23 protein-coding genes, 1 tRNA gene and 1 pseudogene are annotated in these 24,077 nt (G+C 60.1%); 15 read left to right on the top strand and 10 right to left on the bottom strand.

The window, feature by feature from the left end; translation table 11 throughout:
* Positions 1–7: 7 nt before the first annotated feature.
* Positions 8–1,054, bottom strand: coding sequence for an NAD(P)-dependent alcohol dehydrogenase (locus RGCCGE502_RS12035; RefSeq protein ID WP_016554435.1), 1,047 nt, complete (start codon positions 1,052–1,054; stop codon positions 8–10).
* 186 nt (positions 1,055–1,240) lie between these two features.
* On the opposite strand from RGCCGE502_RS12035, the gene RGCCGE502_RS12030 reads away from it, so the two are divergent.
* The 3 genes from RGCCGE502_RS12030 to ilvC all read left to right on the top strand — a co-directional run bounded on the left by RGCCGE502_RS12030 (position 1,241) and on the right by ilvC (position 4,031).
* Positions 1,241–2,146, top strand: coding sequence for an AraC family transcriptional regulator (locus RGCCGE502_RS12030; protein ID WP_040674533.1), 906 nt, complete (start codon positions 1,241–1,243; stop codon positions 2,144–2,146).
* A 167-nt stretch (positions 2,147–2,313) separates the two neighbouring features.
* Positions 2,314–2,964 (top strand): TetR/AcrR family transcriptional regulator, encoded by a 651-nt coding sequence (locus RGCCGE502_RS12025; protein WP_016554433.1) that lies wholly within the window; start codon positions 2,314–2,316, stop codon positions 2,962–2,964.
* Positions 2,965–3,011: 47 nt separating this feature from the next.
* Complete coding sequence (gene ilvC / locus RGCCGE502_RS12020) at positions 3,012–4,031, top strand: ketol-acid reductoisomerase (RefSeq protein ID WP_016554432.1); 1,020 nt, start codon at positions 3,012–3,014, stop codon at positions 4,029–4,031.
* A gap of 48 nt (positions 4,032–4,079) precedes the next feature.
* On the opposite strand, the gene RGCCGE502_RS12015 is transcribed toward ilvC, so the two are convergent.
* Together RGCCGE502_RS12015 and RGCCGE502_RS12010 are read right to left on the bottom strand one after the other, a co-directional pair.
* Complete coding sequence (locus tag RGCCGE502_RS12015; RefSeq protein WP_016554431.1) at positions 4,080–4,667, bottom strand: class I SAM-dependent methyltransferase; 588 nt, start codon at positions 4,665–4,667, stop codon at positions 4,080–4,082.
* Positions 4,668–4,757: 90 nt separating this feature from the next.
* Complete coding sequence (locus RGCCGE502_RS12010; RefSeq protein WP_016554430.1) at positions 4,758–5,015, bottom strand: GlsB/YeaQ/YmgE family stress response membrane protein; 258 nt, start codon at positions 5,013–5,015, stop codon at positions 4,758–4,760.
* A gap of 151 nt (positions 5,016–5,166) precedes the next feature.
* Here RGCCGE502_RS12010 and RGCCGE502_RS12005 point away from each other — a divergent pair, with 151 nt between their 5' ends.
* Entirely contained in the window at positions 5,167–5,637 is a 471-nt protein-coding gene (locus tag RGCCGE502_RS12005) for a YidB family protein (protein WP_016554429.1), read from the top strand.
* Between the two features lie 205 nt (positions 5,638–5,842).
* Here RGCCGE502_RS12005 and RGCCGE502_RS12000 read toward each other — a convergent pair whose 3' ends face one another.
* Positions 5,843–6,943 carry a branched-chain amino acid aminotransferase gene (locus tag RGCCGE502_RS12000; RefSeq protein ID WP_016554428.1) on the bottom strand — a complete coding sequence of 367 codons (1,101 nt, stop codon included), beginning with the start codon at positions 6,941–6,943 and terminating at the stop codon, positions 5,843–5,845.
* A gap of 219 nt (positions 6,944–7,162) precedes the next feature.
* On the opposite strand from RGCCGE502_RS12000, the gene RGCCGE502_RS11995 reads away from it, so the two are divergent.
* Positions 7,163–8,383, top strand: coding sequence for an aminotransferase-like domain-containing protein (locus tag RGCCGE502_RS11995; RefSeq protein WP_016554427.1), 1,221 nt, complete (start codon positions 7,163–7,165; stop codon positions 8,381–8,383).
* A 24-nt stretch (positions 8,384–8,407) separates the two neighbouring features.
* Here the strand turns inward: RGCCGE502_RS11995 and RGCCGE502_RS11990 are convergent, their stop codons facing one another.
* The gene (locus tag RGCCGE502_RS11990; RefSeq protein ID WP_016554426.1) at positions 8,408–9,466 is read right to left on the bottom strand and encodes an aldo/keto reductase; all 1,059 of its coding nucleotides are present in this window, start codon (positions 9,464–9,466) and stop codon (positions 8,408–8,410) included.
* A 164-nt stretch (positions 9,467–9,630) separates the two neighbouring features.
* Between RGCCGE502_RS11990 and RGCCGE502_RS11985 the strand changes: the two genes are divergently transcribed.
* From RGCCGE502_RS11985 to RGCCGE502_RS11955, 7 genes are all read left to right on the top strand, one after another.
* Entirely contained in the window at positions 9,631–10,608 is a 978-nt protein-coding gene (locus RGCCGE502_RS11985) for an ABC transporter substrate-binding protein (RefSeq protein WP_016554425.1), read from the top strand.
* Between the two features lie 17 nt (positions 10,609–10,625).
* Positions 10,626–12,320 (top strand): ABC transporter permease, encoded by a 1,695-nt coding sequence (locus tag RGCCGE502_RS11980; protein ID WP_016554424.1) that lies wholly within the window; start codon positions 10,626–10,628, stop codon positions 12,318–12,320.
* The gene (locus tag RGCCGE502_RS11975; protein WP_016554423.1) at positions 12,308–13,336 is read left to right on the top strand and encodes an ABC transporter ATP-binding protein; all 1,029 of its coding nucleotides are present in this window, start codon (positions 12,308–12,310) and stop codon (positions 13,334–13,336) included. Before RGCCGE502_RS11980 ends, RGCCGE502_RS11975 begins: the two co-directional genes overlap by 13 nt.
* A gap of 68 nt (positions 13,337–13,404) precedes the next feature.
* Positions 13,405–14,514: an endonuclease/exonuclease/phosphatase family protein gene (locus RGCCGE502_RS11970; RefSeq protein WP_016554422.1), complete on the top strand. Its 1,110-nt coding sequence runs from the start codon at positions 13,405–13,407 to the stop codon at positions 14,512–14,514.
* Positions 14,511–15,257 (top strand): hypothetical protein, encoded by a 747-nt coding sequence (locus RGCCGE502_RS11965; RefSeq protein ID WP_016554421.1) that lies wholly within the window; start codon positions 14,511–14,513, stop codon positions 15,255–15,257. Before RGCCGE502_RS11970 ends, RGCCGE502_RS11965 begins: the two co-directional genes overlap by 4 nt.
* A 66-nt stretch (positions 15,258–15,323) precedes the next feature.
* Positions 15,324–16,235: a PhzF family phenazine biosynthesis protein gene (locus tag RGCCGE502_RS11960; protein WP_016554420.1), complete on the top strand. Its 912-nt coding sequence runs from the start codon at positions 15,324–15,326 to the stop codon at positions 16,233–16,235.
* Positions 16,236–16,359: 124 nt separating this feature from the next.
* A tRNA-Lys gene (locus RGCCGE502_RS11955) sits at positions 16,360–16,435 on the top strand.
* A gap of 155 nt (positions 16,436–16,590) precedes the next feature.
* Here RGCCGE502_RS11955 and RGCCGE502_RS11950 read toward each other — a convergent pair.
* On the bottom strand, positions 16,591–18,381 hold the full coding sequence (locus RGCCGE502_RS11950; protein WP_016554419.1) for a glycoside hydrolase family 15 protein: 1,791 nt from the start codon (positions 18,379–18,381) through the stop codon (positions 16,591–16,593).
* A 299-nt stretch (positions 18,382–18,680) separates the two neighbouring features.
* Between RGCCGE502_RS11950 and RGCCGE502_RS11945 the strand changes: the two genes are divergently transcribed.
* From RGCCGE502_RS11945 to RGCCGE502_RS11935, 3 genes are all read left to right on the top strand, one after another.
* Positions 18,681–19,079 carry a DUF1236 domain-containing protein gene (locus RGCCGE502_RS11945; protein ID WP_016554418.1) on the top strand — a complete coding sequence of 133 codons (399 nt, stop codon included), beginning with the start codon at positions 18,681–18,683 and terminating at the stop codon, positions 19,077–19,079.
* Between the two features lie 211 nt (positions 19,080–19,290).
* The gene (locus RGCCGE502_RS11940; protein ID WP_016554417.1) at positions 19,291–19,890 is read left to right on the top strand and encodes a BA14K family protein; all 600 of its coding nucleotides are present in this window, start codon (positions 19,291–19,293) and stop codon (positions 19,888–19,890) included.
* Positions 19,891–20,092: 202 nt separating this feature from the next.
* Entirely contained in the window at positions 20,093–20,326 is a 234-nt protein-coding gene (locus RGCCGE502_RS11935; RefSeq protein WP_016554416.1) for a hypothetical protein, read from the top strand.
* A 599-nt stretch (positions 20,327–20,925) separates the two neighbouring features.
* Here the strand turns inward: RGCCGE502_RS11935 and RGCCGE502_RS11930 are convergent.
* The 4 genes and pseudogenes from RGCCGE502_RS11930 to RGCCGE502_RS11915 all read right to left on the bottom strand — a co-directional run.
* Positions 20,926–21,927 (bottom strand): Gfo/Idh/MocA family oxidoreductase, encoded by a 1,002-nt coding sequence (locus RGCCGE502_RS11930; protein ID WP_016554415.1) that lies wholly within the window; start codon positions 21,925–21,927, stop codon positions 20,926–20,928.
* A 37-nt stretch (positions 21,928–21,964) separates the two neighbouring features.
* Positions 21,965–23,188, bottom strand: a complete 1,224-nt coding sequence (locus tag RGCCGE502_RS11925) for an NAD(P)/FAD-dependent oxidoreductase (protein ID WP_016554414.1) — start codon at positions 23,186–23,188, stop codon at positions 21,965–21,967.
* Positions 23,189–23,194: 6 nt separating this feature from the next.
* Positions 23,195–23,509 carry a MocE family 2Fe-2S type ferredoxin gene (locus RGCCGE502_RS11920; protein ID WP_016554413.1) on the bottom strand — a complete coding sequence of 105 codons (315 nt, stop codon included), beginning with the start codon at positions 23,507–23,509 and terminating at the stop codon, positions 23,195–23,197.
* Positions 23,510–23,832: 323 nt separating this feature from the next.
* Positions 23,833–24,077 (bottom strand): annotated as a pseudogene (locus tag RGCCGE502_RS11915) (S-(hydroxymethyl)glutathione dehydrogenase); the annotation flags it as partial.

Raw genomic sequence — 24,077 nt, 5'->3', positions numbered from 1 at the left:
GCGTTTGTCAGGCAGCCAGCGAGGCAATGTCGATGACGAAGCGGTAGCGAACGTCGCTCTTCAGAACGCGTTCGTAAGCTTCGTTGACCTGCTGGATGTTGATCGTCTCGATCTCGGAGACGATGTTATGCTCGCCACAGAAATCCAGCATTTCCTGGGTTTCCTTGATCGAGCCGATCATCGAGCCGGAAATGCTCTTGCGGCCTGGGATCAGCGAGAAGGCGTGGACTGGGATCGGGTTTTCCGGTGCGCCAACCACGACGAAGGCGCCGTCGACCTTGACCAGACCGAGATAGGCATTCCAGTCAATTTCAGCACTGACCGTGCAGATCACCAGGTCGAAGGCGCCGGCGAGCTTCTGGAACGTCGCCGGGTCGTTGGTAGCGTAGTATTCCTTGGCGCCGAGCTTGAGACCGTCTTCTTTCTTGGAGAGGCTTTGCGACAGAACGGTAATCTCAGCACCCATCGCCGCGCCGAGCTTGACGCCCATGTGGCCAAGGCCACCCATGCCGACGATCGCGATCTTCTTGCCGGGACCGGCATTCCAGTGACGCAGCGGCGAATAAAGCGTGATGCCGGCGCAGAGCAACGGGGCCGAAGCGTCAAGTGGAAGGTTGTCCGGGATGTTCATCACGTAGCCTTCCTTGACGACGATCGAGTCCGAGTAGCCGCCCTGAGTGCGCGTCTTGCCGTCAGCTTCGAATTCGTTGTAGGTGCCGACAAGGCCCGGCATGTATTGCTCGCGGTCGACGTCGCGGGTTGCGCAGCCGACGCAGCTGTCGACGAAGCAACCAACGCCGACGCGGTCGCCGACCTTGAATTTGGTCACGGCCGAACCGACGGCGGAGACGATGCCGGCAATCTCATGGCCCGGCACGATCGGGTAGACGGCGTTCTTCCATTCGTTGCGGACGGTATGGATGTCCGAATGGCAGATGCCGGCAAACTTGATGTCGATCACAACGTCATCCGGATTGGGGTCGCGTCGCTCGAACGTGAAGGGCGTAAGAGGTTTCGACGCATCAGTAGCAGCATAGCCTTTTGCAATAGGCATCCGAGACTTCCTTTCGGGTTGCTGGGAGGATGGCCGAAGATGTATCGGATCGAGTTCCATGCGGTAGAGCAATCCTCCGTGGTTTTTGCACGATCCTGCAAAATTGAGGAGAAGGGCTATTCTCGGGCGCGCGAACCTATCCTAGATAGTGCGCATCCCCGTGCCGCAGATGAAGGGTTTTCTCGCATGACCTTGCCGTTCAATCCCTATCAGGAGATCGCTTCGATTGCCGCTCGATACGCCGGCGACGACGGCGAAGTCCGTACTGCCATTGAAAGCCTCGGGATCAGTCGCCGGCATACCCCGAGCGCGCCCTGCCATGGCAGCTACCGACCTTGCATTGCCCTTGTGGTTCAGGGCTCCAAGTCCGTGCGCCTGGGAACGGATGTCATCAACTACGGTCCCGGCGACTACCTGCTGACGTCGCTCGATCTGCCGGTTATCTGGCGTGTTGTTGAGGCGAGTGCGGAGGTTCCACACCTCTGCCTGACACTTGCCATCAACAGCGAGAAGGTTCTGGAATTGCTCAGCCGCGCCGATTTTCCGCGACCGGCGGCACCAGCGCAGGGCCGGGGGATCACGGTCAACGTTGCAACGCCGGAGCTTCTGGATGCAACGGTGCGCCTGCTGCGCTTGCTCGATAGTCCGAAGGACATCGCCGCGATGGCTCCACTGATCGAACAGGAAATCCTCTACCGCGTGCTCATCGGTCCCGAAGGCGCCAGACTGATCAACATTGCGGTCGCCGATAGCCACGGCAATCGTATCGCACGGGCAATTGCCTGGCTGCGACAGCATTTCGCGCGTCCGCTGCGCATCGAGGATCTGGCGGAGCAGGTCAACATGAGCGTGTCGTCCTTCCATCACCATTTCAAGTCGATCACGGCGATGACGCCGGTGCAATACCAGAAGCAACTGCGCCTGCACGAGGCCCGTCGCCTGATGCTGGTCGAACGGCTGGATGCCGGCACCGCTGGGCACAGGGTTGGCTATCAAAGCCCGTCGCAGTTCAGCCGTGAATATAGCCGGGTCTACGGCCTGTCGCCGCTGCGGGACGTCGAGGCCGCGCGCGAACCGGTTGATGGCGCCTGACCCCAGGTGACGGAATTGTCCGAGGAGGGCTGAACAATCAAGCTATCGCGAAATTTGGCTGTGCGCTGTAGCATGAAATTTTGCTATCGGCCTGCTTGACGCGGACTTAGCTTTGACGCATAACGCCTACGAACCGTACCGTACGGTACTTATCGGGAGTGGGGAACGTGTCCGTCGATAATTTGGAGCCAAGCGAGTTTTCACCGCGCCAGAACGCGGTGTTGGAACAGGCGCTGCAGTTGCTCGTCGATGGCGGCGAGAAGGCGCTGACGACGTCGGGTGTCGCCCGCGCGGCCAATTGCTCCAAGGAAAGCCTCTACAAGTGGTTCGGTGATCGTGACGGTCTGTTGTCGGCCATGATTGCCTATCAGGCGAGCAAGGTGCGCACGTTCGAGCGCAACGGCGAACGGCTGACATCGGCCAGCCTGCATGACCACCTCGTCATCTTCTCGAAGGATCTGCTGGAAGTTCTGGCGGGCGACATTTCGCTGGCGTTGAACCGTCTTGCCATCGGCCAGTCGCATCGTGACGGCTCCAAGCTCGGCAAGCTGCTTCTGGAGCGCGGGCGCCGCCAGATCGATCGCCGCGCCATGGGGCTGATCGATTCAGGCAAGCGTGCCGGACTGCTGCGCTTTCATGATGCCGACGAGGCATATCACACGCTTTATGGCCTGATCGTTTCCGATCTGCATGTTCGCATGCTGCTCGGCGAGCCTGGTCTCAAGGATACCGCGCGCCAGGCGGAGAGGGCGGTTACCGCCTTTTTGCGCCTCTACGGCACGGAAAAGGTTTTAGCGGAGATGCCGCTGGTCGGCTGATCCCCACTTACAACAGTCACAGGACAAGCAAAGGGAAGGAAATTCAAATGCGCGTCTATTACGATCGTGATGCAGATCTCAACCTCATCAAGTCGAAGAACGTCGTCATCGTCGGCTACGGTTCCCAGGGTCGCGCACACGCCCTGAACCTGAAGGACAGCGGCCATGCCAACGTCGCCATCGCGCTGAAGGCCGGTTCGCCGACCATCAAGAAGGCCGAAGCCGACGGCTTCAAGGTCATGACCGTTGCCGATGCCGCCAAGTGGGGCGACTTGATCATGATGGCGACACCCGACGAACTGCAGGCCGACATCTACAAGGCCGACATCGCCGGCAACATCCGTGACGGCGCTGCCATTGCATTCGCACACGGCCTCAACGTTCACTTCGGCCTGATCGAGCCGAAGGCTTCGCTCGACGTCGTCATGATCGCGCCGAAGGGCCCGGGCCACACGGTTCGCGGCGAATACCAGAAGGGTGGCGGCGTTCCCTGCCTCGTTGCCGTTCACCAGAACGCTTCCGGCAACGCTCTTGAACTCGCTCTCTCCTACGCCTGCGGCGTCGGCGGCGGTCGTTCGGGCATCATCGAAACCAACTTCCGCGAAGAGTGCGAAACCGACCTCTTCGGCGAACAGGTCGTTCTTTGCGGCGGTCTCGTCGAGCTGATCCGCGCCGGCTTCGAAACGCTGACGGAAGCTGGCTACGCGCCTGAAATGGCCTACTTCGAGTGCCTGCACGAAGTGAAGCTCATCGTCGACCTGATCTATGAAGGCGGCATCGCCAACATGAACTACTCGATCTCGAACACGGCGGAGTGGGGCGAATACGTCACCGGCCCGCGCATCATCACGGCTGAAACCAAGGCTGAAATGAAGCGCGTCCTGCACGACATCCAGACCGGCAAGTTCACGTCCGACTGGATGCAGGAATACAAGGCTGGCGGCTCGCGCTTCAAGGGCATTCGCCGCATGAACGACAGCCACCAGATCGAAGAAGTCGGCGCCAAGCTGCGCGGCATGATGCCTTGGATCGGCAAGAACAAGCTGGTCGACAAGTCTGTCAACTAAGTGGTTTCAAGCTGCTGAATCAGGGGGCCGGGGCGAAAGCTCCGGCCTTTATTTTTGCGTCCGCACCGCAAGCCAGCGCGTTGGCTTTCCATCATAGCCGGTGCCGTCGCCTTCGCTGATGACGATGTTATGCCAGCCGCCATCGCCCAGCATTTCCGAAAGCAATTCAGCCGAAAGGTAATTGTAGTAGCGACCGAAGCGATCATGCCCTTCCGCCTCGCCCGCCTTGAAGGTCGCATGGAAGGTGCCACCGGGCCGCAGGGCCGTGCGAATCCGCTCCAGCACCTCGGGCAACGTCGCACGCGCGACATGCGACAGGCTTGCCTCGGCCCAGACGCCGTCGAAGGCTTCCTCCTCGTCCAAATCCTCGAAGCGCAGGACCGCGACGGGACGCTTTAGGAAGGACTCCGCCTGATTGGCGATCGCCGGTGATCCATCAGTCGGCGTTACGTCGAAGCCTTTTGACAGCATGTAGGCGCTGTCCTGGCCGCCGCCGCAGCCAAGGTCAAGGATGGATGAGCCAGGATGCAACTGAGACAAAAAGGCGTCCAGCCGTCGGATCGGCAGCGTTCGTTGGCGCGAGGCGTAGGTGGCCGCGTTGTCGTCGTAGAAGGAAGATGTACTCTCGTCCGCCATGATCGTTCGCCCGATGAATCAAGGCCGAATAACACGCACAAAGCCGCCGCCTTTGAGGCGACGCTCATTCGGCCGAAACAAAATCGCGCGCTAGATGGACCGGCGCCCGCTGACGGCGTGGTATAGCCAGAGAACGACGACAGCACCGATGACCGCCACAACGAGGCTGTAGATATTGATGCCCGTTACGCCCGATGCGCCGAAGAAACTGAAGATAACGCCGCCGACGATCGCTCCGACGATGCCGAGGACGATGTCCATCAGCATGCCAGCGCCAGACTTGTTGACGATCTTGCTGCCGATGAAACCTGCGATCAGTCCAAGGATAATCCAACTGATTACTGACATCCGCCATTTCCCTCCTTGATTGGTTGAATATTCAGACCATCTTCCCGTTTAGCTAAATAGCTCGCCGGGGAATTCAAGGTTCGTGAGAGCCTTATGCTTTCATTCTACAGTTGTTGTTCAGTGAAATGAAGAAACCAAAAAGGAGGATGGCATGGGTATTTTTGACGACGCCGTTCCAGGCGGAAATATATCGAAGCCGATCATGATTGCACTCGGTGCGTTGCTGGTGGGCAAGCTTCTCGGTGGTGGCGGCGGCCAGACGGATCCAGCTGGACAACAGGCCAATCCGCAAACCACTCCGCAGCCCGGTGACGGCGGGCTTCTCGGCGGTCTTGGGGGGCTCGGTGGTCTCGGCGGCCTCCTCGGCAAGCTGACGGAAGCCGGGCAGGGCGATACGGTGGATTCCTGGGTCCAGCCCGGGCAGAACAAGCCGATCGCGCCGGGTAGCCTCAATGATGCGCTCGGGTCCAAAACGATCAGCGATCTCGCACGTCAGGCGGGAATCAGCGAGCAAGAGCTCCTGAATCAACTGTCGACGGTCCTGCCCGGAGTGGTTGATAAGCTGACGCCGCGAGGCCAGCTGCCGACACAAGAGCAGATCGCGTCTCTGTTCCGTTCCTGAACGCGGGACGATCGAGCTACAGTCTCGGAAATACTCCCCCGCTTCCCCAACGGAAGCGGGGAACGAGGGCTTTTCCCGCCTTAACTCCTTTAGTCAACGGCTGAAGGGTCGCACCTCTCGGCGCAAGCCACAAAAAACCGGGCGTCGCCCGGTTTCGAAATCTCTGAATTGCTGGTGGCCGACTGGTCGCGCGCCGCGGATGGCCTCAGGCGAGGATACGGCGTGTCCAGCCACGTTCATCGTTTGTGACGCCCTTCTGCAGGCCGACGAGCTCCTGACGCAACTCGCTGGTCAGCTTGCCGGTCTGTCCATCTCCGATACGGAATTCGCCCCCGGCGTGTCGCACCAGGCCGATGCCCGCGAGGACTGCTGCCGTGCCGCAAGCGAATGCTTCCACGAGTTTGCCACTGGCCGAATCGGCCTTCCATTCCGCGAATGAGTAGGGGCGCTGCTCGACGCGCAAGCCCTTTTCTTCGGCGAGCACGATCACCGAGGCGCGCGTGATGCCCGGCAGGATCGTGCCCCCAAGAGGCGGGGTTACGACAGATCCGTCGTTCATCACGAAGAAGACGTTCATCCCGCCGAGTTCCTCGACCCAGCGATGTTCCGCAGCATCAAGGAACACGACCTGGTCGCACTCCTTCTTCGCCGCTTCGGCTTGTGCCACGAGGCTGGCGGCGTAGTTTCCGCCGCATTTGGCAGCACCGGTGCCGCCGGCTGCTGCTCGGGTGTATTCAGTCTCGACCCAGAGGGAAACTGCCTTTGCGCCACCCTTGAAGTATGCGCCAACCGGAGAGGCGATGATGCAGAAGATGTACTCCTGGGCAGGGCGGACGCCGAGAAACGCCTCGTTGGCGAACATGAATGGGCGCAGATAGAGGCTGCCGTCGCCTGACGGAATCCATTCCTTGTCGACGCGGACAAGCTCCTCGACCGCCTTCAGGAAAAGCTCTTCCGGTACGGCAGGCATCGCCATCCTGGCCGCCGACTGCGCGAAACGGCGGGCGTTCTCTTCGGGCCGGAAGAGCAGGATGCGACCGTCGTCGGCCTTGTAGGCTTTCATACCTTCGAAGATTTCCTGAGCGTAGTGCAGCACTGCGCTGGCGGGATCGAGTTCCAGAGGCCGCCGGGGCGTTACCTTCGCATCGTGCCAGCCTTTGTCGGGAGTCCACCGGGCCAGAACCATATGATCCGTGAAAACCTTTCCAAAGCCGGGTGTCTCCAGAGCCTGAGTTCGATCGGCTTCCGAGACCGGCGACGTATGGAATTCGATCTTGATTTCAGGAGTATTCGACGACGCGGACATTGCTGGCACCTTCATAGGATGTTGGATAGTGGCGGCGACACTACCGCCACGGGGTGGGTCTTGAAAAGATCGATTCTGGCCCGTTCTGGCTTCTGTTTACGGAAGTGACCTTCGCTCGCCAAAATTGTCATGGCGGCAACCAAATAGGTCAGTAATATTGACTTATTTTTTATTGCGTGGTTCTCTCATCTAAAGACAAAAAATTGCGAGGAAATACCCATGTTGAATTGGGAGGGCATGTTCGCGACGCGTTCTTCACGGATGCGCGCATCGGAGATTCGCGAGCTTTTGAAGCTCCTTGATCGCCCTGAAATCATTTCCTTTGCGGGCGGCATTCCCGATCCGGCTCTTTTCCCCGACCAGGAATTCAAGGAGGCCTATGCCGATATCTTCAGCAGCTCGGCCGTGAACTCGGCGCTGCAGTATTCCGTTAGCGAAGGCTACAAGCCGCTCCGCGAATGGCTGGTCAAGCAGATGGCGGCGCTCAACATTCCTTGCGAGCTTGAGAACGTCTTCATCGTCTCCGGCTCGCAGCAGGGCCTCGACTATCTCGGTAAGCTTTTCCTCTCGCCAGATGATACGGCACTCGTTACCTGGCCGACGTATCTCGGCGCACTCCAGGCCTTCAATGCCTACGAGCCGACCTACGATCAGCTGACGCCGAACGGCAACCGCACGCCCGATTCGTATAGGACGCAGGCCGCTGCGGCGGGTGGCAAGGTGAAGTTCGCCTATCTCTCGGCCGACTTTGCCAACCCGACCGGTGAGACCGTCGATCAGGCTGGACGAGAGAAGGTTCTCGCGTTGGCTGACGAACTCGATATCGCCGTTATCGAAGACGCGGCCTACCAGTCGCTCCGCTACAACGGGGCGCCGGTCGCGCCGATTCTTGCAACCGAAATTGCGAGGAAGGGGCACATCAACAATACCCGCACGATCTATTGCGGCAGCTTCTCCAAGACGCTGGCGCCGGGCCTCCGCGTCGGCTTCATAGTTGCCAACGCTCCCGTCATCCGCAAGCTGGTGCTGATGAAGCAGGCGGCTGACCTGCATTCGTCGACGATCAATCAAATCGCGATCGCCCACGTCGCGGAACGCGGTTTCGAGGCTCAGGTCGCCAAGATCAGGTCCGTTTACAGCCACCGCCGCAATGTCATGTTGGCGGCGCTGGAGAAATACATGCCTGCCGGTACGAGTTGGACCAAGCCGGAAGGCGGCATGTTCATCTGGGTGACGCTGCCTGATGGCATGGACGGCGCCGCACTGCTTGCCAAGTCGCTGGAAACGGCCAAGGTCGCCTTCGTCCCCGGCAAGGCATTCTTCGCCGACGGCTCGGGAGCAAACACCTTCCGCGTCAGCTTCTCCTGTGCCAACGATCAGATGATCGAGGAGGGGATCAGCCGCCTGGGGGCGCTCATCACCGCGGAAATCGGCGGCTGATTGGCCGCCGACCTTCGGAACCAACTACCGATTTAGGTGCGGGCCGAACAATTCCAGATCGGCCTCACTCAGTCTATCGCTTGCCGTATTGAGCTGGTGCCAATACGGATAGAGCACAGGCGGCAGGCTGACCGCATCGAGGCGCTTGCGCTCGTCTTCGGTCAGCTTCAGTTCAGCGGCGGCCAGATTGTCCTTGAACTGGGCCTCGGTGCGACCGCCGATGATGACAGAGGTCACCGCCTTGCGACCGATCAGCCAGGCAAGCGCCACCTGGGCTGCCGACACGCCACGTTCTTCGGCGATGGCCACCAGCGTTTCCACGATGTTCCAGAGGCGGTTTTCGTCGCGGATCGGCGGCTCGGTCCACCCGGCGAATTGACGCGACCCTTCCGGGGCGGCCTGGTTGCGGCGATGCTTGCCGGAGAGCAGGCCGGCAGCCAGCGGGCTCCAGACGAGGACGCCGAGGCCCTGGTCGACGCTGATTGGAAGCAGTTCGTATTCCGCGTCGCGTGCTTCGAGCGTGTAGTGGATCTGTTGGCTGACGAACCGCTCCCGCTTTTCCCTTTCGCTGATACCCAGCGCTTTCATGATGTGCCAGCCTGAGAAATTCGAACAGCCGACATAGCGGACCTTGCCCTGGCGGACGAGCATGTCGAGCGCTTCCATGGTTTCTTCGAGGGGCGTCTGTCCATCCCATTCGTGAAGCTGGTACAGGTCGATGACGTCGGTCTTCATGCGCCGGAGGCTCGCTTCGCAGGCACTGATGAGGTGATAGCGCGACGAGCCGGTATCGTTTGGCCCGTCTCCCATGCGAAAGCGCGCCTTGGTCGCGATCAGCACGCCGTTCTTGCGCGGCCCGCCGATGATCTCGCCGAGAATTTCCTCGCAAACGCCTTGCGAATAGACGTCAGCCGTATCGATGAGGTTGACGCCGGCGTCGAGGCACAGGTCGACGAGCCTGCGCGCTTCGGCGACTCCGAGATCACCAACCATCTTCGCCCAGCCTTGGCCACCGAACGTCATCGTGCCCATCGTCACGGTCGAAATCTTGAGGCCGGAGCGGCCGAGAAGCCTGTATTCCATATGCATCCTCCTCCCAGAGGCTTGAGCCAAAACGTCCGGTAGAAGATAGGGGTAGGGCAGGCGGGTCAAGGGCACGATTGCACGTCAGCATCGCGAAGCAGACTGTCACAATCATGTTATCCGCGATGGCTAAGGATCGGCTCTCCCATCATCGAGGATCCACCATGAAGACGATCGTTTCCGCCGCCGCGCTGCTCGCAGCGACCTTGCTTGCAATTCCGGCATCCGCCGCAAATCTCGTTCTCTACACCAGCCAGCCGAATGAAGATGCGCAAGCGACCGTGGACGGCTTCATGGCCGCCAATCCCGACGTCAAGGTGGACTGGGTACGTGACGGCACGCCGAAGATCATTGCGAAGCTGCAGGCGGAAATCGAGGCCGGCAATCCGGTCGCCGACGTGCTGCTGATTGCGGACACGGTGACGCTCGAGCGTCTGAAGGAAGCCGGCAAACTGCTCGCCTACAAGTCGCCGGAAGCCGCGAGCTACGACGCTTCGCTTTATGACGCCGACGGTTACTATTATTCCACGAAGCTGATCACTACCGGCATCGTCTACAACACTTCCGCCACGTTCAAGCCGACGAGCTGGAAGGATCTGACGAAGGCCGAAGCCAAGGGTCTCGTGACCATGCCGAGCCCGCTGACGTCGGGTGCGGCCCTCATTCATGCGCAGACGTTGGTCGGTGTCGACGGCCTCGGCTGGGACTTCTACAAGGATCTTGCCGCCAACGGCGCGACGGCTGCCGGTGGTAACGGTGCGGTGCTCAAGTCGGTCGCTTCAGGCGAAAAGGCGTTCGGTATGATCGTCGACTACATGCCGATCCGCGAAAAGGCCAAGGGCGCGCCGGTCGAGTTCGTGTTCCCGATCGAAGGCGTTTCTGCAGTAACGGAACCAGTCGGTATTCTCGCAAGCTCGAAGAATGCCGATGCGGCGAAGAAATTCGTTGACTACGTCCTCTCCGAAAAGGGACAGGAAGGTTTCCTCAAGCTCGGCTACATCCCGGCGCGCAACGGTATGAAGCTGCCGGAAGGCTTCCCGGCTCGCGATAGCATCAAGGTGCTGCCGATCAATGCCGCCCAGGCGCTGAAGACCACCGATCAGGACCTCAAGACGTTCTCCGGCATCTACGGCTCGAACTGATCGCCGCCGGAAAGCAGATGCGCGGATATGTTCGTCCGGGAAACAGCCAGCCTGCCTGGCTGTTTCCTTTTGTCGTTATCATCGTCCTGATCCTGAGCGTGCTGCCGCTGGCGCGGCTCGCGATGACGGGCATTGTGTCACTTGCACATGGCGGCGTCGGCGCGGTGCTCAGCGATCCCGCGCTTTGGCAAGCAACCTACTACACGCTGGTCACGGCCATTCTCGGCACACTGATCTCGCTTGCCATCGGCTGCGCCTTCGCCTTCCTGCTGACGCTGACAGATATCAGCAGCAAGGGAGCGCTAAGCTTCCTGTTCGTCCTGCCGATGATGATCCCGCCGCAGGTGACGGCGCTTGCCTGGGTGCAGATGTCTGGGCCTTCAAGCCCGCTGTTGAAGGCGTTGCACATTGCGCCTCCGCTTGGATCACCGCAGCCACTCTATTCGGTCGGTGGCATTTCGCTGCTCTATGGGGTGCAGCACGCGCCGCTCGTCTATCTCGCTCTCCGGGCCGGCCTGATGGCGTTGCCTCGCGATGGTGTCGAGGCGGCGCGCCTTTCTGGGGCCGGTAGTCTTCGTGTCTTCCGCGACATCATCCTGCCGCTGTCGTTGCCCGGCATCATTGCTGGAGCCGCGATTTCGTTTGTTTCCTGCACCGGCAATTTCGGCATTCCGGCAATTCTCGGCATACCGGCTTCGATCTACACGCTCCCGACACTGATTTTCACCAAGTTTTCCGCCTTCACCAGCCGGACTTTCGGCGATGTTGCAGTGCTTTCGGTGCTGATCGCGATGATTGCCGCTGCCGGGCTTGCCATTCAGGAACGCGCCTTGCGTGGGCGCGATTACCGCGTCCTTGGACTTTCGGGCGCGACCGCGGCCTTTGAGTTGGGGCACTGGAAGTTCCTTTTGCAGCCGCTGCTCTGGGTCTGCATCTTCTTCATGCTGGTGGCGCCATTCTTCGCGCTTCTCGCCGGCGCACTCGTGCCGGCCTATGGTGTGCCGCTGACCTTCAAGACGATGTCGGTAAGCGCTTTCTACGAAATTCTCTTTCGGCAAGCGGTCACACGCACGGCGTTCGTAAACTCGCTCTCCCTCGCGGCCGGAACGGCACTATGTCTCCTTCTGGTGACCGTGCTGACGGCTTATGCGTTGACGCGACGGAAAGACCTGCTTGGCCGGATCGTTTCCAGCCTTATCGAGATTCCCTATTCGCTGCCCGGTATCGTCATGGCCGTGTGCTTCATCCTGGTGTTTGCCGCACCGCTTCCGATCCTGCATGTGACGCTCTATGGAACGATCTGGATCATTCTGATTGCCTACCTCTCCAGTTTTTTTGCCGTTAGCCTGAAGCCTGTGGTCAGTGCCTTTCATCAGCTCGATCCGGCACTGGAGGAGGCGGCAAGGCTCTCGGGAGCGGGCTTCTTCCGGCGGCTTGCGGATATCATCGTGCCCTTGATCGCGCCCGCAGCCGGCGCGTCGGTGATCCTGGTCTTCCTGATCGCCTGCAATGAGCTGACTATTTCCGCGCTTTTGTGGTCTGCCGGGACGCAGACGCTTGGCGTCGCCATCTACAATCTCGATGACAGCGGCAGTTCCGATCTCGCTTCGGCTCTCTCCGTGCTCGTCGTTCTTATGGTCGTCTTCATGATGCTTCTCATGGAATTGATGGCAAAACGCCTGCCGAGAGGGGTCGTACCGTGGCGGAACTGATCCTCAACCATCTTGCCAAGGATTTTGGCACCGGGCGCGCGGCGGTTGCCGACTTTTCCTTGAAGGTGCCGCATGGCGGCTTCCTAGCGCTGCTCGGACCGTCCGGTTGTGGCAAGACAACGGTTCTGCGCATGATCGCCGGTTTCGAGGCGCCAACCGATGGCTCGATCCATCTTGGCGAGCGCCTGCTTGCAGACGCGTCGCGGTCGTTGCCACCGGAACGGCGCAATATGGCAATGGTGTTTCAATCCTACGCGCTGTGGCCGCATATGAGCGTTGCAGACAATGTGGGCTACCCCCTGAAAGTGCGCGGCATCTCCGGCGAGGCGTACAGGCAGAAGGTCCGCGAAGCACTGGCGACGGTGAGACTTGGCGATCATGCCGAACGGCGTCCCGCCGATCTCTCCGGAGGCCAGCGACAGCGCGTGGCATTGGCCCGCTGCCTGGTTTCGTCACCTGACGTCGTGCTGCTCGACGAGCCGCTTGCCAATCTCGACCGGCACCTGAAACAGGAGATGGAGGAAACGTTCCGCGAATTCCACCAGCGCTCCGGAGCGACGATGGTCTATGTGACGCACGATCAGAGTGAGGCGATGGCGCTTGCGACGGACGTTGCTGTCATGTCCGAGGGCCGCCTGCTCCAGGCCGCACCGCCCGCGGAAATCTATGCGCGGCCGGAGGGCCGGCTGGTTGGCGGGCTGATCGGTCGCGGCGCGATCCTCTCGCTGTCTTCTCCGGCTGGTGACATCAGGCCTCTCGATTGGAGCGTCCTCGAACAGATGTTTTCGTGCGAGGCGAGTCATGGGCCAAAGGTGGACGTGCTGGTGCGGCAGGAAGACGTCTTGATCGCGGGTGAGGGCATTCCGGCACGCGTCGATTCAATCCTCTACGAAGGCGAACGCTACGCCGTGAAGTTGCTGCTTGGCGACGGACAGGTGCTTCGCGCATTCAACCGTGAGCGCTTGCGGGTCGGCGAAAGCGTGCGGGTCATTGCGCGCGCCGCCTGGCGTCTCTGATCTCGAAACGTCTTTCCGAAGCGAGGCTTAGCCACTACTAATGGCATAGAGCCAATTGGAAATGTTCGATGTCGCTTCGCATTGCCACCTTCAACGTCGAAAACCTCATGACGCGTTTCGACTTTACCGGCTTCCGCAACCAGTTGCGTCAAGACCGGGTCATCAAGCTTTTCGAAGTGCGCAGCGAGGGCGTCTATCAGCAGCTCGAGCAGGCGCGGGTGATCGCTTCCACTGACGATACCAGGCAGATGACGGCGCTGGCGATTGCTGACGCCGACGCCGACATCCTCTGCCTGCAGGAGGTCGACAACATGGAGGCGCTGCAAGCTTTCGAATACGGCTATCTCTTCAGGATGGTCGGCAACGGCTATCGTCAAAAATATCTCGTCGAGGGCAATGACAGCCGCGGGATCGACGTCGCGGTGCTCATCCGGGAAGAGACGCGCGATGGGCAGAAGATCGAACTCAAGCAGATCAAGAGCCACGCGATGCTCACCTATCGCGATCTTGAACTTTTCAACGACGAGCTGGCGCTGACCAACCGCATTGACGACAAGATCTTCAAGCGCGACTGCCTGGAGCTCGACCTTGAAATCGGCGGCGTTCCGCTGTCGCTCTATGTGGTTCACTTCAAGTCGATGGACGGGCCGCGCACGAACGGCGTCGATAGCAGGCTTGGTACGATGCCGGTACGTCAGGCGGAGGCACTAGCGGTACGTCGTATCATCGAGGACCGTTTCAACGGTCATACCGATGACAAGCGGTTCGTTATATGTGGTGACATGAACGATTATCAGGAGCGCGTCGACGTCATCGGGCGTCGGCGCACGGGATACCGCTTCGAGCACCGGGACGAGGATATCAGTGCACTCGACGCCTTCAGCCACGATGGTTTTGCCGAGAACGTCGTCCGTCGTCGTGACCCGCTCGATCGCTGGACGCTCTACCATGCTCGGGGTCCGGAAGAGCAGTGGCTGTGTCAGCTCGACTACATCTGGATCTCGAAGACACTTGCCAGAACGAATGCCGGTCGCCTGCCGGAGATCGTTCGGCACGGGCAGCCCTATCGCACCGTCTTCCCACCCGGCCAGGAGATCGAGCGTTATCCCCGCACCGGCTGGGACCGGCCGAAGGCCTCAGACCATTGCCCCGTTGTCATGACATTGGATTTGATATGAACCTGCATTTTTCTGAGGATTTTGCCGGCTGGCCGCCGGAGCAGACGGTATTTCCGATTGCCGGATTGGACCTTAAGGTCCTCATGGGGGATCATCCCTTCGATGTCGCTGAGCGCGAGGCGATCCGGGAGAACTGGGAACGAGAAACTGCGGCCAACCCGGCGCTCTTCGATGGCCGCATGGTCTTCCAAAAACGGCTGGCGCTCACCGAAAGTGGCCTGGCGGCCGAGGGCCACGTCATCCCATTCTCGACATTCATGTGGTGGCGCCGACAGCCGGATCGGCAGGGCGGCATCCATCTGTTCGCCTATCCGGTACTTGAGACCTCCGACGGCGCCTTGGTGGCGATCCGCATGGGAAACCATACGGCCAATCCGGGTCAGGTATATTTTGCCGCCGGTTCGCTGGAACCCGAAGACATCTCCGGAGATCGGTGCGACGTGGATGGCAATATGCGTCGCGAGGTGTTCGAAGAGACCGGGCTTGACCTTGCCGATGCCGAGGCTGGCGATCGCTACTATGCGAGCCATGTCAGGCGTACGGTGACGGTGCTGCGTCTCTTCCGCTTCGACCTGACCGCCGACCAAATGATTGCGAAGATCCACGCACATATGCTGGTTGCCGATGACAAGGAAATTGACGGCGCGGTTGCGATCCTTTCCGCTGACCCGAAGGCGCATCCCTACAATATCGCGATGCTTCCCGTCATCGATTGGTACTTTGGAGAGAAGCCCCGCTCTTAACGCCTTGCGCTCGGTCGTCCGGTCGGGCAGGTTGGCGAAACGAGGACCGAGACCAGGGAGGCCCATGTGGCGCGAAGCTACAGTGTCTACGACGTGTTTACCGACCGCAAACTCGCCGGAAACCCGCTCGCCGTCATCTTTGATGGTGATGACCTGAGCGACGACGCCATGCAGGCGATCGCGAAGGAAATGAACCTTTCAGAGACAGTCTTCGTGCAGGCTTCGGATAACCCCGCCTACACGGCGCGAATCCGTATCTTTACCCCCGGCCGCGAGTTGCCTTTTGCCGGACACCCGACCGTCGGAACGGCCGTCGCGCTCGCCGAGCAAGCGCATCGCAACGCAACTATCGATCTCGTTTCGGTGCTGGAGGAAAATGTCGGGCCCGTACGGTGCGCGGTTCGACTGCGAGAGGGCGAGGCTAGTTTTGCCGAATTCGATCTGCCGCGAAAATCGCAGCAGATCACCATGCCCCTCGACAAGCTCGGGATTGCCAATGCCCTGTCGCTGAACACCACGGAAATCGGCTTTGAAAATCACATTCCGTCGTTGTGGAGCGCCGGTGTACCGTTCCTGATGGTGCCCGTGCACGACCTTGGTGCTGCGCAACGCATGGATTTCGACCCACAGCTTTGGGAAGCGACCGTTCCTTTTGTCGATGGGGCGCTCGCGTCGGCCTATGTTTATTGTCGCGGCGGTGTGAACCATGTCGCGAAGTTCCACGCGCGGATGTTTGCGAGCGGCATGGGAATTGTGGAAGATCCGGCCACGGGGTCGGCGGCCGCGGCGCTTTCCGGCGCTATCCACCATTTCGACCGCCTGACGGATGGCCACCACGATCTGACGATTGAGCAGGGTGTAGAAATGGGCCGGCCGTCCTTTATTCACCTGCACATGGATGTCGAAGGCGGGGCAATCTCGAATGCTCGGATTGGCGGGCAGGCAGTGCGGATGGCTAGCGGAACACTGGACCTTTGATTTCATTGCATTTCAGCCATGCGCAAAAATCTTCGCATTTAACCAAAGAATTTTCAGGCAGGCGCTAGACAAGCCAAACGATCATGTTTATACGCCCCCTCACACCGCGCAACACGGCGGTTACGGGTGATTAGCTCAGTTGGTAGAGCAGCTGACTCTTAATCAGCGGGTCGTAGGTTCGAGCCCTACATCACCCACCAAAAGCTCCTTTAAACAAGGACATAGAGAAACCAGCTAAAGCTGGTTTTTGTCGTCTTTGGACTTTAGCTCCCATGAAAAAGTCGGCCGCCGCTTCCTGTCGAATTGGCCTGGCCCCGTTCCTCCCCTTCGGTGAAGCCGGTGCTGAGAACGACGGTTATTCGGCCCGTTGCTCGGCCGGTCCCTCAGCCCGTGCGAGGTTGAGCGCGCTGTTGATAAGTCCGACATGACTAAACGCCTGGGGAAAGTTTCCCACCATCCGTTTTGCCTGGGTATCGTACTCCTCCGAGAGAAGGCCGACGTCATTGCAGAGCGAGAGCAATCGCTCGAAGAGACGTAGGGCGTCGTCCCTGCGTCCGATCAGCACAAGTGCATCGACAAGCCAGAAACTACAGGCAAGGAAGGCGCCTTCACCAGCAGGTAGTCCGTCGTCGACTTCACGGGTTTCGTATCGAAGGAGCAGACCATCGCGCAGGAGCTTGTGCTCGATCGCCTCGACAGTGGCGATGTAACGTGGGTCTTCGGGAGGGAGGAACCCGACCATCCCAATGTGCAACAGGCTGGCGTCGAGGGCTTTTGATCCGTAGGCTTGGACGAAGCAGCCAAGCTCCGAATCGAATGCTTTGTCGCAGACATCCTGATGAATACGGTCGGCGGCGGCCTTCCAACGTGCTGCGGCCTCACTGTTATCTTCTTCGCGTGCCGTCGTGGCCGCGCGGTCGAAGGCAACCCACGCCATAACCTTCGAATAGGTAAAGTGCTGGCGCTGCCCCCGCACTTCCCAGATCCCTTCGTCCGGTTCGGTCCATATCTTCTCCAGGAATTGGAGGATGGCATCGCTGAGCTGACGACTGCGCGGATGTGGCGGCAGTCCTCCCTTGCGTGCCTGCAGCATCGCGTCGGCGACCTCGCCATAGACGTCGAGCTGAACCTGTTCTGCGGCGCCATTGCCGATGCGGACCGGGCGAGACCCTTCGTAACCCGCCAGCCAGGGAACCTCCCACTCCAGTAGGTTACGTTCCCCTGCAACGCCATACATGATTTGCATCTGCGCCGGGGCACCCGCGACAGCGCGCAGCAACCAATCGCGCCACCCACTGGCTTCCTCGTAGTACCCAAGCTTCATAAGTGCCAGAAGGGTAAGTGTGGCGTCCCGAAGCCAGCAATACCGGTAGTCCCAGTTGCGCGGTCCTCCGAGTTGTTCGGGGAGGGACGTCGTCGCCGCCGCGACGATACCGCCTGTCGGCATATAGGTCAGCGCCTTCAGCGTTATCAGCGACCGTTTGACGAGCGGCTTCCATACGCCCACGTGTGAGCATGTGCTTGCAAACGATTTCCAGAAGCCTTCGGTGTCCTCCAAGGCGGCCCGGATCGATCTCGCTACCGGCCGAGGAACGTGCGACGGGTTCCATGTCAGGGTGAAGGAGTGCTGTTCTCCCGCGGAGACAGAGAACGAACCCACAGTCCGCATTTCGTCGCCATGCAGGGGTACCGATGATGTCAGGGTCAGCCTGTCGGGGCCGGCGATCGCCGTTAGGGTGCCATCCTCGCTGCTCGTCACCCAAGGCACAGTTCGTCCGTAGTCAAAGCGAAGAACGAACTCCAGGTCGAACGCCAAGGTGCCGTGCGTGCCCTCGACGATACGCATCAGATCACTCCGGCCATCGCGAAGAGGCATGAAGTCCTTGATGACAGCGCTGCCTGTCTCAGTTCTGAACTCTGTCTCCAGGACGAGCGTGTCTTCAGTATATCGGCGTGTCACCTCGTAGGTCTCGCTGGAAGGTCGGATAAGCCACCGTCCATTGTCGTCGCTGCCGAGCAGCGCCGCAAAGCAGGCGGGGGAATCGAAGCGGGGAAAGCAGAGCCAGTCGATGGATCCATGCTTCGATACAAGCGCGGCGGTCTCGCAATCTCCGATGAGCGCGTAGTCTTCGATGCGGGCCGGCACGACCGATCTCCTTTGTTCGTGGTCTCGTCTAAGGTAGAGGCCTAGAAGGAGGGTCAAGTGCACATAGTGGTCCTTCGACGGAGCCGGTTTGGCAGCATACTTCCCGCAAGGTGTTCGTTTGAAAGCGGTGAGACGCGCGTAAGGACCGCTTCTCCTCGCCAGTTCGCCAGCGTGAAAGCGACGCTCGGACTAAAGTCGGGTTCACCTCGGACTGAGGTCCGGTAGACGGAACCGTCAGGATTCCACGTCGTTGGATTTACGTGCGGCCTGTCGAGGTCGCTTTGTTCAAGGAGGAAAACATGCTTATCAAACATTCGATTAGCGCTGCCGCAGCATTGGTCCTTGCGTCCGGCGTAGCATTCGCGCAGTCGTCGACCGTCAACGGCGCGGCAGGCGGTGCAGTCACCGGCGCGATCGTTGGTGGACCGGTTGGCGCAGCCGTTGGTGGGGTCGCCGGAGCGACTGTCGGCGCGATCCTCGAGCCGCCGCCGCAGAAGGTGGTTACCTACGTCCGTGAGGCACCAGCGCCTTCGGCGCGGGTCGTCGTCAAGCAGAAGGTCGTCGTCGGCCAGCCGCTTCCGACGACTGTTGTGGTTACACCTGTTCCTGATAATCCCAAATACGCCTATGCCGTGGTGAACGACGAACGTGTGATCGTCGAGCCTTCATCGCGCAAGGTCATCCAGGTCATCAACTGATCCTGGTCCAGAGCGCGGCAACGCTGCGCTCACCACCAGCAACAATCAAACGACATCAAGGGAATACGCGGCGGCCGCGATCGGTGTGGTTGCCCGCCGGACTTTCGCCGAGCGCGACAGGGCGAGGAGGAACAAAGTTCCGGAAGGCGGGTTTCTCGCTGAACTCGATTGTGTCGCACAATCAGTTGGATCGAGGGGTAGGGAGGCTGCTATGAAAGCGATTGCTACGGTGCTGTTCGGCGCTGCTGCGGCGGTGGGGGCCTGTCTCATCGGCGCGGCTGCTGCCACCTACATCCTTGCCGTGCCTGAAGGACAACACTTGGGCAATCTCGAAACTGCAGGCCCCTGGACTTCAACTCCTGAGCGCGTTGATCCGCGGAGCCAAAAGTTCGAGCGCGTTGCGCCCCTAGTCTCCGCAGCCTATCCCATCACTCCCGTCGTCCCGAAGCCTATGACGGACCCAGCAACAGAAGCAACCTCCGAGGGCTTGTCAGTAGACTCCGGCGACACTTCGCTGCGCAACGATCATGAACAATGGTGCGCGTCGCGTTACCGGTCCTACAATCCTGCCAGTGATACCTATCGCTCCTATAGCGGTCAGATCCGCACCTGCGTCTCTCCGTTCGCGGCGCCATCCACGGAGGTCACGGGGTCGGTGAGCAACGGAAATACCAACCATGTCGTGTGGTGTTCTGGCCGCTATGCGTCGTATCGGACGGATGACAATACATACCAGCCGTATGGCGGCCCGAGGCGCGAATGCGTCTCGCCGTTTCCCGAGGGCTCAAGTATCATAACCGTCAGCCAGTAAGCCTCGCCCGGCACTGTGGGCGATTGCTGCTCTTTTGCGTTGGGACAGAACGAGACGGCGGGAACCAACAGCCTTTCATCGCGTTCTAGGCACAGTTCCAAGGCGTTTCGCACACTGCGCCTTGGCCTTTCCAAATGTCCCCGTTACCTGCCCCGCTTCCCTGCGGGGCTCCTTTCTGCTTGTGGAGGAGGGAGGAACCACTATGTCCCACAAACGCTACAGCCGCCGCGACGAGCCGTTGCATTCCAAGGATCTGGCAGTCTGTCATCGTGTGCTCGACCATATCCGCAACGAACAGGGGATCAAGGCGTCCTCGGACGAGTCCGAACGGATCGCCTCCATCATCATCGAGTTCTATCGTCAGGGAGTCCACGACGAGATGCAATTGCGTGCGCTGATCGACGTGGCGCGAGGATTCACGCACCGGGAGACGTAGCAACGGGAACCGGTCTGGAACAGAAGCAGACCTGCGGCGTTTTCCCATTCAGGTCGTGTCGCCCTAGACACGTTGTTTTGAGATGTAGCGATACTAAAGAGCCCCGCCAACACCGCGGGGCTTTTCTCTGCCGTCTTCCCCGGAGTTCCTGTAGGACTTAGGTCCTATAGGACCTCAAACGGCTGAACCATAGGGGGGCATGGCGCGTTGAATCTGCAGAGAAAGGAGACTGACCATGAAACGGTTGATTATCGCAGTGGCCGGCCTCGCAGCACTTTTTGTAAGTGCCCCTGCCGACGCCCAAGGTGTGTATTTCGAGTTCGGTTCCGGAGACTCTCGATACTATGACGATCCGCCGCCGCCTCGTTATTACCGAGAGGGACCGAGGTATCGTGACTACTACCGGCCGCGTTACGCCTACCGCGACGTTTGCTGGAGGGTGCCGTATCAGCACCGAAGCCACAACCACTACATTACCCGGTATAGAACAGTCTGCCGATAAGAGTGAGCCTCGCGCACAGCGGGGCTTTCTCGTTGAAGCTAGGGGCTCGCCATTCCCACGTGCCGGAGGTCAGCCGATTTCTTCGATTCTTGTGGTGTTACTGATACAGAGACGGCTTTGCCGTGAGTTCCACGGCAACACGATTGCCCGTCTTCCAGGCCTGAAGGCAAGCCTTCGTCACCAACATCGCCATGTAGCCATCCCAAGCGCTTGAGCCTGAGGGCGTCTGTGTGAGGATGCCGGCCGTCCAGGCTTCCAACTGCGCGCGATAGGCTTGCCTGAACCGCGGCCGCCAATCCGCAGGTGTCCGAAAGCCGTCGTGGCCCTTTGCACGCAGCGTCGTTGCCGGGCTCGGATCTAGCGCGACGGTTCCATCCTCGCAGACGAGCTCTGCCCGCACATCGTATCCATACTGGGCATCCGTGAAGACCTCGATATCGACCACCACACCGGAAGCAGTTTGCAACAGAATGAACTGCGGTTGCCTATTCGGGGCATTTCGGGTCGCCGGTGGGCTGGCGACGACTGCTGAGGTGATCTCTTCGTCGAGGAGGTACCGCGCGATGTCGAACTCGTGGCCGGCGGAATTAGCAATCACCAATTCGGATGTCAGGTAGTCTGGGCCGACAGCGTTTCGGTGAACGCAATGGAGAAAGAGCGGTCGCCCCAGTTCGCCGGAGGCGAGAGCTTGTTTCATCTCGACGTAACCAGCATCGAACCGTCGCATGAAACCGACCTGCACGAGGCGCTTTCCGGCTGCGACCTCCGCTCGAATGATCGCCTCGGCATCCTCCGAGCTTGCTGCCAGCGGCTTTTCGACGAGCACGGGTTTTCCCGCCGCGATCGCCCTCAATGCCAGAGCGGCATGAGTGCCATCCGGCGAGCAGACCATCACGGCATCGACGTCGGGATCGCTGATCAAGGCATCCGCATCTGCGGCGGCGCGCACGCCAAGGGATACGGCGACGTTTTCGGCGCGACCGCGATCAAAATCCTGCACGGCGACCAGCCTGGCATTCGCGACACCATCGGCCAGAATAGCCGCATGATCGGCACCCATGACGCCGGTTCCGATGATACCGATCCGGATCTCTTTCATTGCCTCTCCCATTCGAAAGTCGCCAACTCAGGAAAGTCTATGACCGGGATAGCAAAGATTTCAAGCTCACTGCAGACGACGATAACGCGTTCGGTGCGGGCTTGGCGCGCTGTGCGATCAACATCTCGGCCACCTTGATATCTCGTGCAATCCGGTTGCCCCGTGCCCAGCCACTCGCCGCAACGATCCGCTGATCGTCAGCGAGATGAAATAAGATCAATGCTTCCTCGTCGATCTCCCGAGTGATGGTGCTCGTCGATTCATTGGCGAGACCGGCTATCTGAAGCGAGAAGTCGTATTGATCGGACCAGAACCAGGGAACAATTTCGTAGGGTCTTTCCGCGCCCAGCATATTGGCGGATGCATGCGCCCCTTGGTCTTGGGCGTTGCGCCATGCTTCCAGGCGGATCCTCTTGTCTCCGTAAGGGAACGAGCAGCAATCGCCAGCAGCATAGATCGCTGGATCGCTTGTCTGCAGCGTGGCGTTGACGGCGATACCGTTCTCGACTGAAAGGCCGGCATGGTGCGCGAGCTCGCAGCGAGGCTCGGCGCCGATGCCGACGACCAGCGTTGTTGCATCGAGGATTTCGCCATCGTTCAGCGACAGGGTGATGCCGGTGTCATGAGCCGCGATCTGCCGCGCGCTTGTACCGCAGAGGATGCGCACGCCATGGGCCCGGTGGAGCGCGTGGACGCGCGCTGCTATGGCTTCCGGTACCGCTCGCATGAGGATGCGCGGCAGTGCTTCGATAACCGTGACTTCGAGGCCCCTTTGCCTCGCCGCTGCAGCCAACTCAAGGCCGATGAAGCCTGCGCCGATGATTGCCAGATGCCCTCCAGGGACAAGACGTTGCGACAGGCGTTGCGCATCGTCGTGTGTGCGCAGATAGAAGACATGCTCCATACCTTCCACAGAGGCGAGCTTTCGTGGAGACGAACCGGTTGCGAGCAGCAGTTTGTCGTAGGAAACACGGCGTCCGCTTGCCAGTTCCACCGACCGGCCCTGGCGGTCCAATCCGACGGCCGCATCGCCCGTCACCGTCGCTATCTTCCGCTCCGCAAGCACGCTGCTGCTGACGACGAAGGGAGGTTCGATACCCTCCGGTGACATCAGATGTTCTTTCGACAAGGGTGGACGCTCGTAGGGAAGGTGCCGTTCCTCTCCGATCAAGGTGATGTCACCATCAAACCCTTGATCCCGTAGCGCAAGCGCTGCTCTTGCGCCGCACTGGCCGCCACCGACAATGACAAACTCTTCCATGGCTCCTCACTCCAGGCCAAGGTAGACGTTGCCGTCTTCGACCTTTGTCCGGTAGGTCCTGAGGTTGACGCACACGGGGGCTCCGCGTGCCTCGCCGGTCCGGTAGTCGAACCTGCCATTGTGTTTTGGACACTCGATGATGTTGTCCATCACCAATCCCTCGGCGAGATGCACCTTTTCGTAAGAGCACATCCCGTCCGTCGCATAGAAGCTGTCGTCGGGGCTCCGATAGATGGCGAAGGTCTTGCCTTCGTGATCAAAACGGATGACGTCCTCATTGGCGATGTCATCGATTTCACAGGCCTTGATCCACGCGCTCATCTGGTCCTCCCAAGCTTGTCTTGCTGATTGAGGCTAGGCCAAAACGGCGTTCGGCGCGGCAAAAAAAATGATCAAAAAACCTCAGGTGTCGGTGGCGTGCACAGGAGAGCTTAGTGCGGAGAGAGATTTGTTCCTGATGAAAAGACGTCATTCGGTGGCGAAAGCGGCCGGTCTGCGGGAAGCTGCCGCGCCGCCGTTGTTGGCGCGGCGCGGATGACCTGGCATCCGCGCCGCGATAGCTAGGTCCGCCACCGCTGCAGTGGCACGCTGGCGGACCTTCTGGAGTGAAGCTCAGTCTCTGGACGCCAAGCGTCGTCCTTGCCTCAATACAGTATCACGCTTCGGATGCTTTCGCCGGAATGCATGAGCTCGAAGCCCTTGTTGATATCCTCGAGCGGCATGGTGTGGGTGATCATCGGATCGATCTCGATCTTGCCCTGCATGTACCAGTCGACGATCTTCGGGACGTCGGTGCGGCCGCGGACGCCGCCGAAGGCGGTGCCCATCCACGAGCGGCCGGTGACCAGCTGGAACGGCCGGGTGGAGATCTCCTGGCCGGCCCCGGCTA

This window comes from Rhizobium grahamii CCGE 502 (assembly GCF_000298315.2).
Taxonomy (GTDB): domain Bacteria; phylum Pseudomonadota; class Alphaproteobacteria; order Rhizobiales; family Rhizobiaceae; genus Rhizobium; species Rhizobium grahamii.
This window is presented reverse-complemented; position numbering and strand designations above follow the sequence as displayed.

Coding starts and splice junctions, on each gene's coding strand:
- RGCCGE502_RS12035 (WP_016554435.1), bottom strand. CDS start 1,054: ATGCCTATTGCAAAAGGCTATGCTGCTACTGATGCGTCGAAACCTCTT.
- RGCCGE502_RS12030 (WP_040674533.1), top strand. CDS start 1,241: ATGACCTTGCCGTTCAATCCCTATCAGGAGATCGCTTCGATTGCCGCT.
- ilvC (WP_016554432.1), top strand. CDS start 3,012: ATGCGCGTCTATTACGATCGTGATGCAGATCTCAACCTCATCAAGTCG.
- RGCCGE502_RS12015 (WP_016554431.1), bottom strand. CDS start 4,667: ATGGCGGACGAGAGTACATCTTCCTTCTACGACGACAACGCGGCCACC.
- RGCCGE502_RS12010 (WP_016554430.1), bottom strand. CDS start 5,015: ATGTCAGTAATCAGTTGGATTATCCTTGGACTGATCGCAGGTTTCATC.
- RGCCGE502_RS12005 (WP_016554429.1), top strand. CDS start 5,167: ATGGGTATTTTTGACGACGCCGTTCCAGGCGGAAATATATCGAAGCCG.
- RGCCGE502_RS12000 (WP_016554428.1), bottom strand. CDS start 6,943: ATGTCCGCGTCGTCGAATACTCCTGAAATCAAGATCGAATTCCATACG.
- RGCCGE502_RS11995 (WP_016554427.1), top strand. CDS start 7,163: ATGTTGAATTGGGAGGGCATGTTCGCGACGCGTTCTTCACGGATGCGC.
- RGCCGE502_RS11990 (WP_016554426.1), bottom strand. CDS start 9,466: ATGGAATACAGGCTTCTCGGCCGCTCCGGCCTCAAGATTTCGACCGTG.
- RGCCGE502_RS11985 (WP_016554425.1), top strand. CDS start 9,631: ATGAAGACGATCGTTTCCGCCGCCGCGCTGCTCGCAGCGACCTTGCTT.
- RGCCGE502_RS11980 (WP_016554424.1), top strand. CDS start 10,626: ATGCGCGGATATGTTCGTCCGGGAAACAGCCAGCCTGCCTGGCTGTTT.
- RGCCGE502_RS11970 (WP_016554422.1), top strand. CDS start 13,405: ATGTCGCTTCGCATTGCCACCTTCAACGTCGAAAACCTCATGACGCGT.
- RGCCGE502_RS11965 (WP_016554421.1), top strand. CDS start 14,511: ATGAACCTGCATTTTTCTGAGGATTTTGCCGGCTGGCCGCCGGAGCAG.
- RGCCGE502_RS11945 (WP_016554418.1), top strand. CDS start 18,681: ATGCTTATCAAACATTCGATTAGCGCTGCCGCAGCATTGGTCCTTGCG.
- RGCCGE502_RS11940 (WP_016554417.1), top strand. CDS start 19,291: ATGAAAGCGATTGCTACGGTGCTGTTCGGCGCTGCTGCGGCGGTGGGG.
- RGCCGE502_RS11935 (WP_016554416.1), top strand. CDS start 20,093: ATGTCCCACAAACGCTACAGCCGCCGCGACGAGCCGTTGCATTCCAAG.
- RGCCGE502_RS11930 (WP_016554415.1), bottom strand. CDS start 21,927: ATGAAAGAGATCCGGATCGGTATCATCGGAACCGGCGTCATGGGTGCC.
- RGCCGE502_RS11925 (WP_016554414.1), bottom strand. CDS start 23,188: ATGGAAGAGTTTGTCATTGTCGGTGGCGGCCAGTGCGGCGCAAGAGCA.
- RGCCGE502_RS11920 (WP_016554413.1), bottom strand. CDS start 23,509: ATGAGCGCGTGGATCAAGGCCTGTGAAATCGATGACATCGCCAATGAG.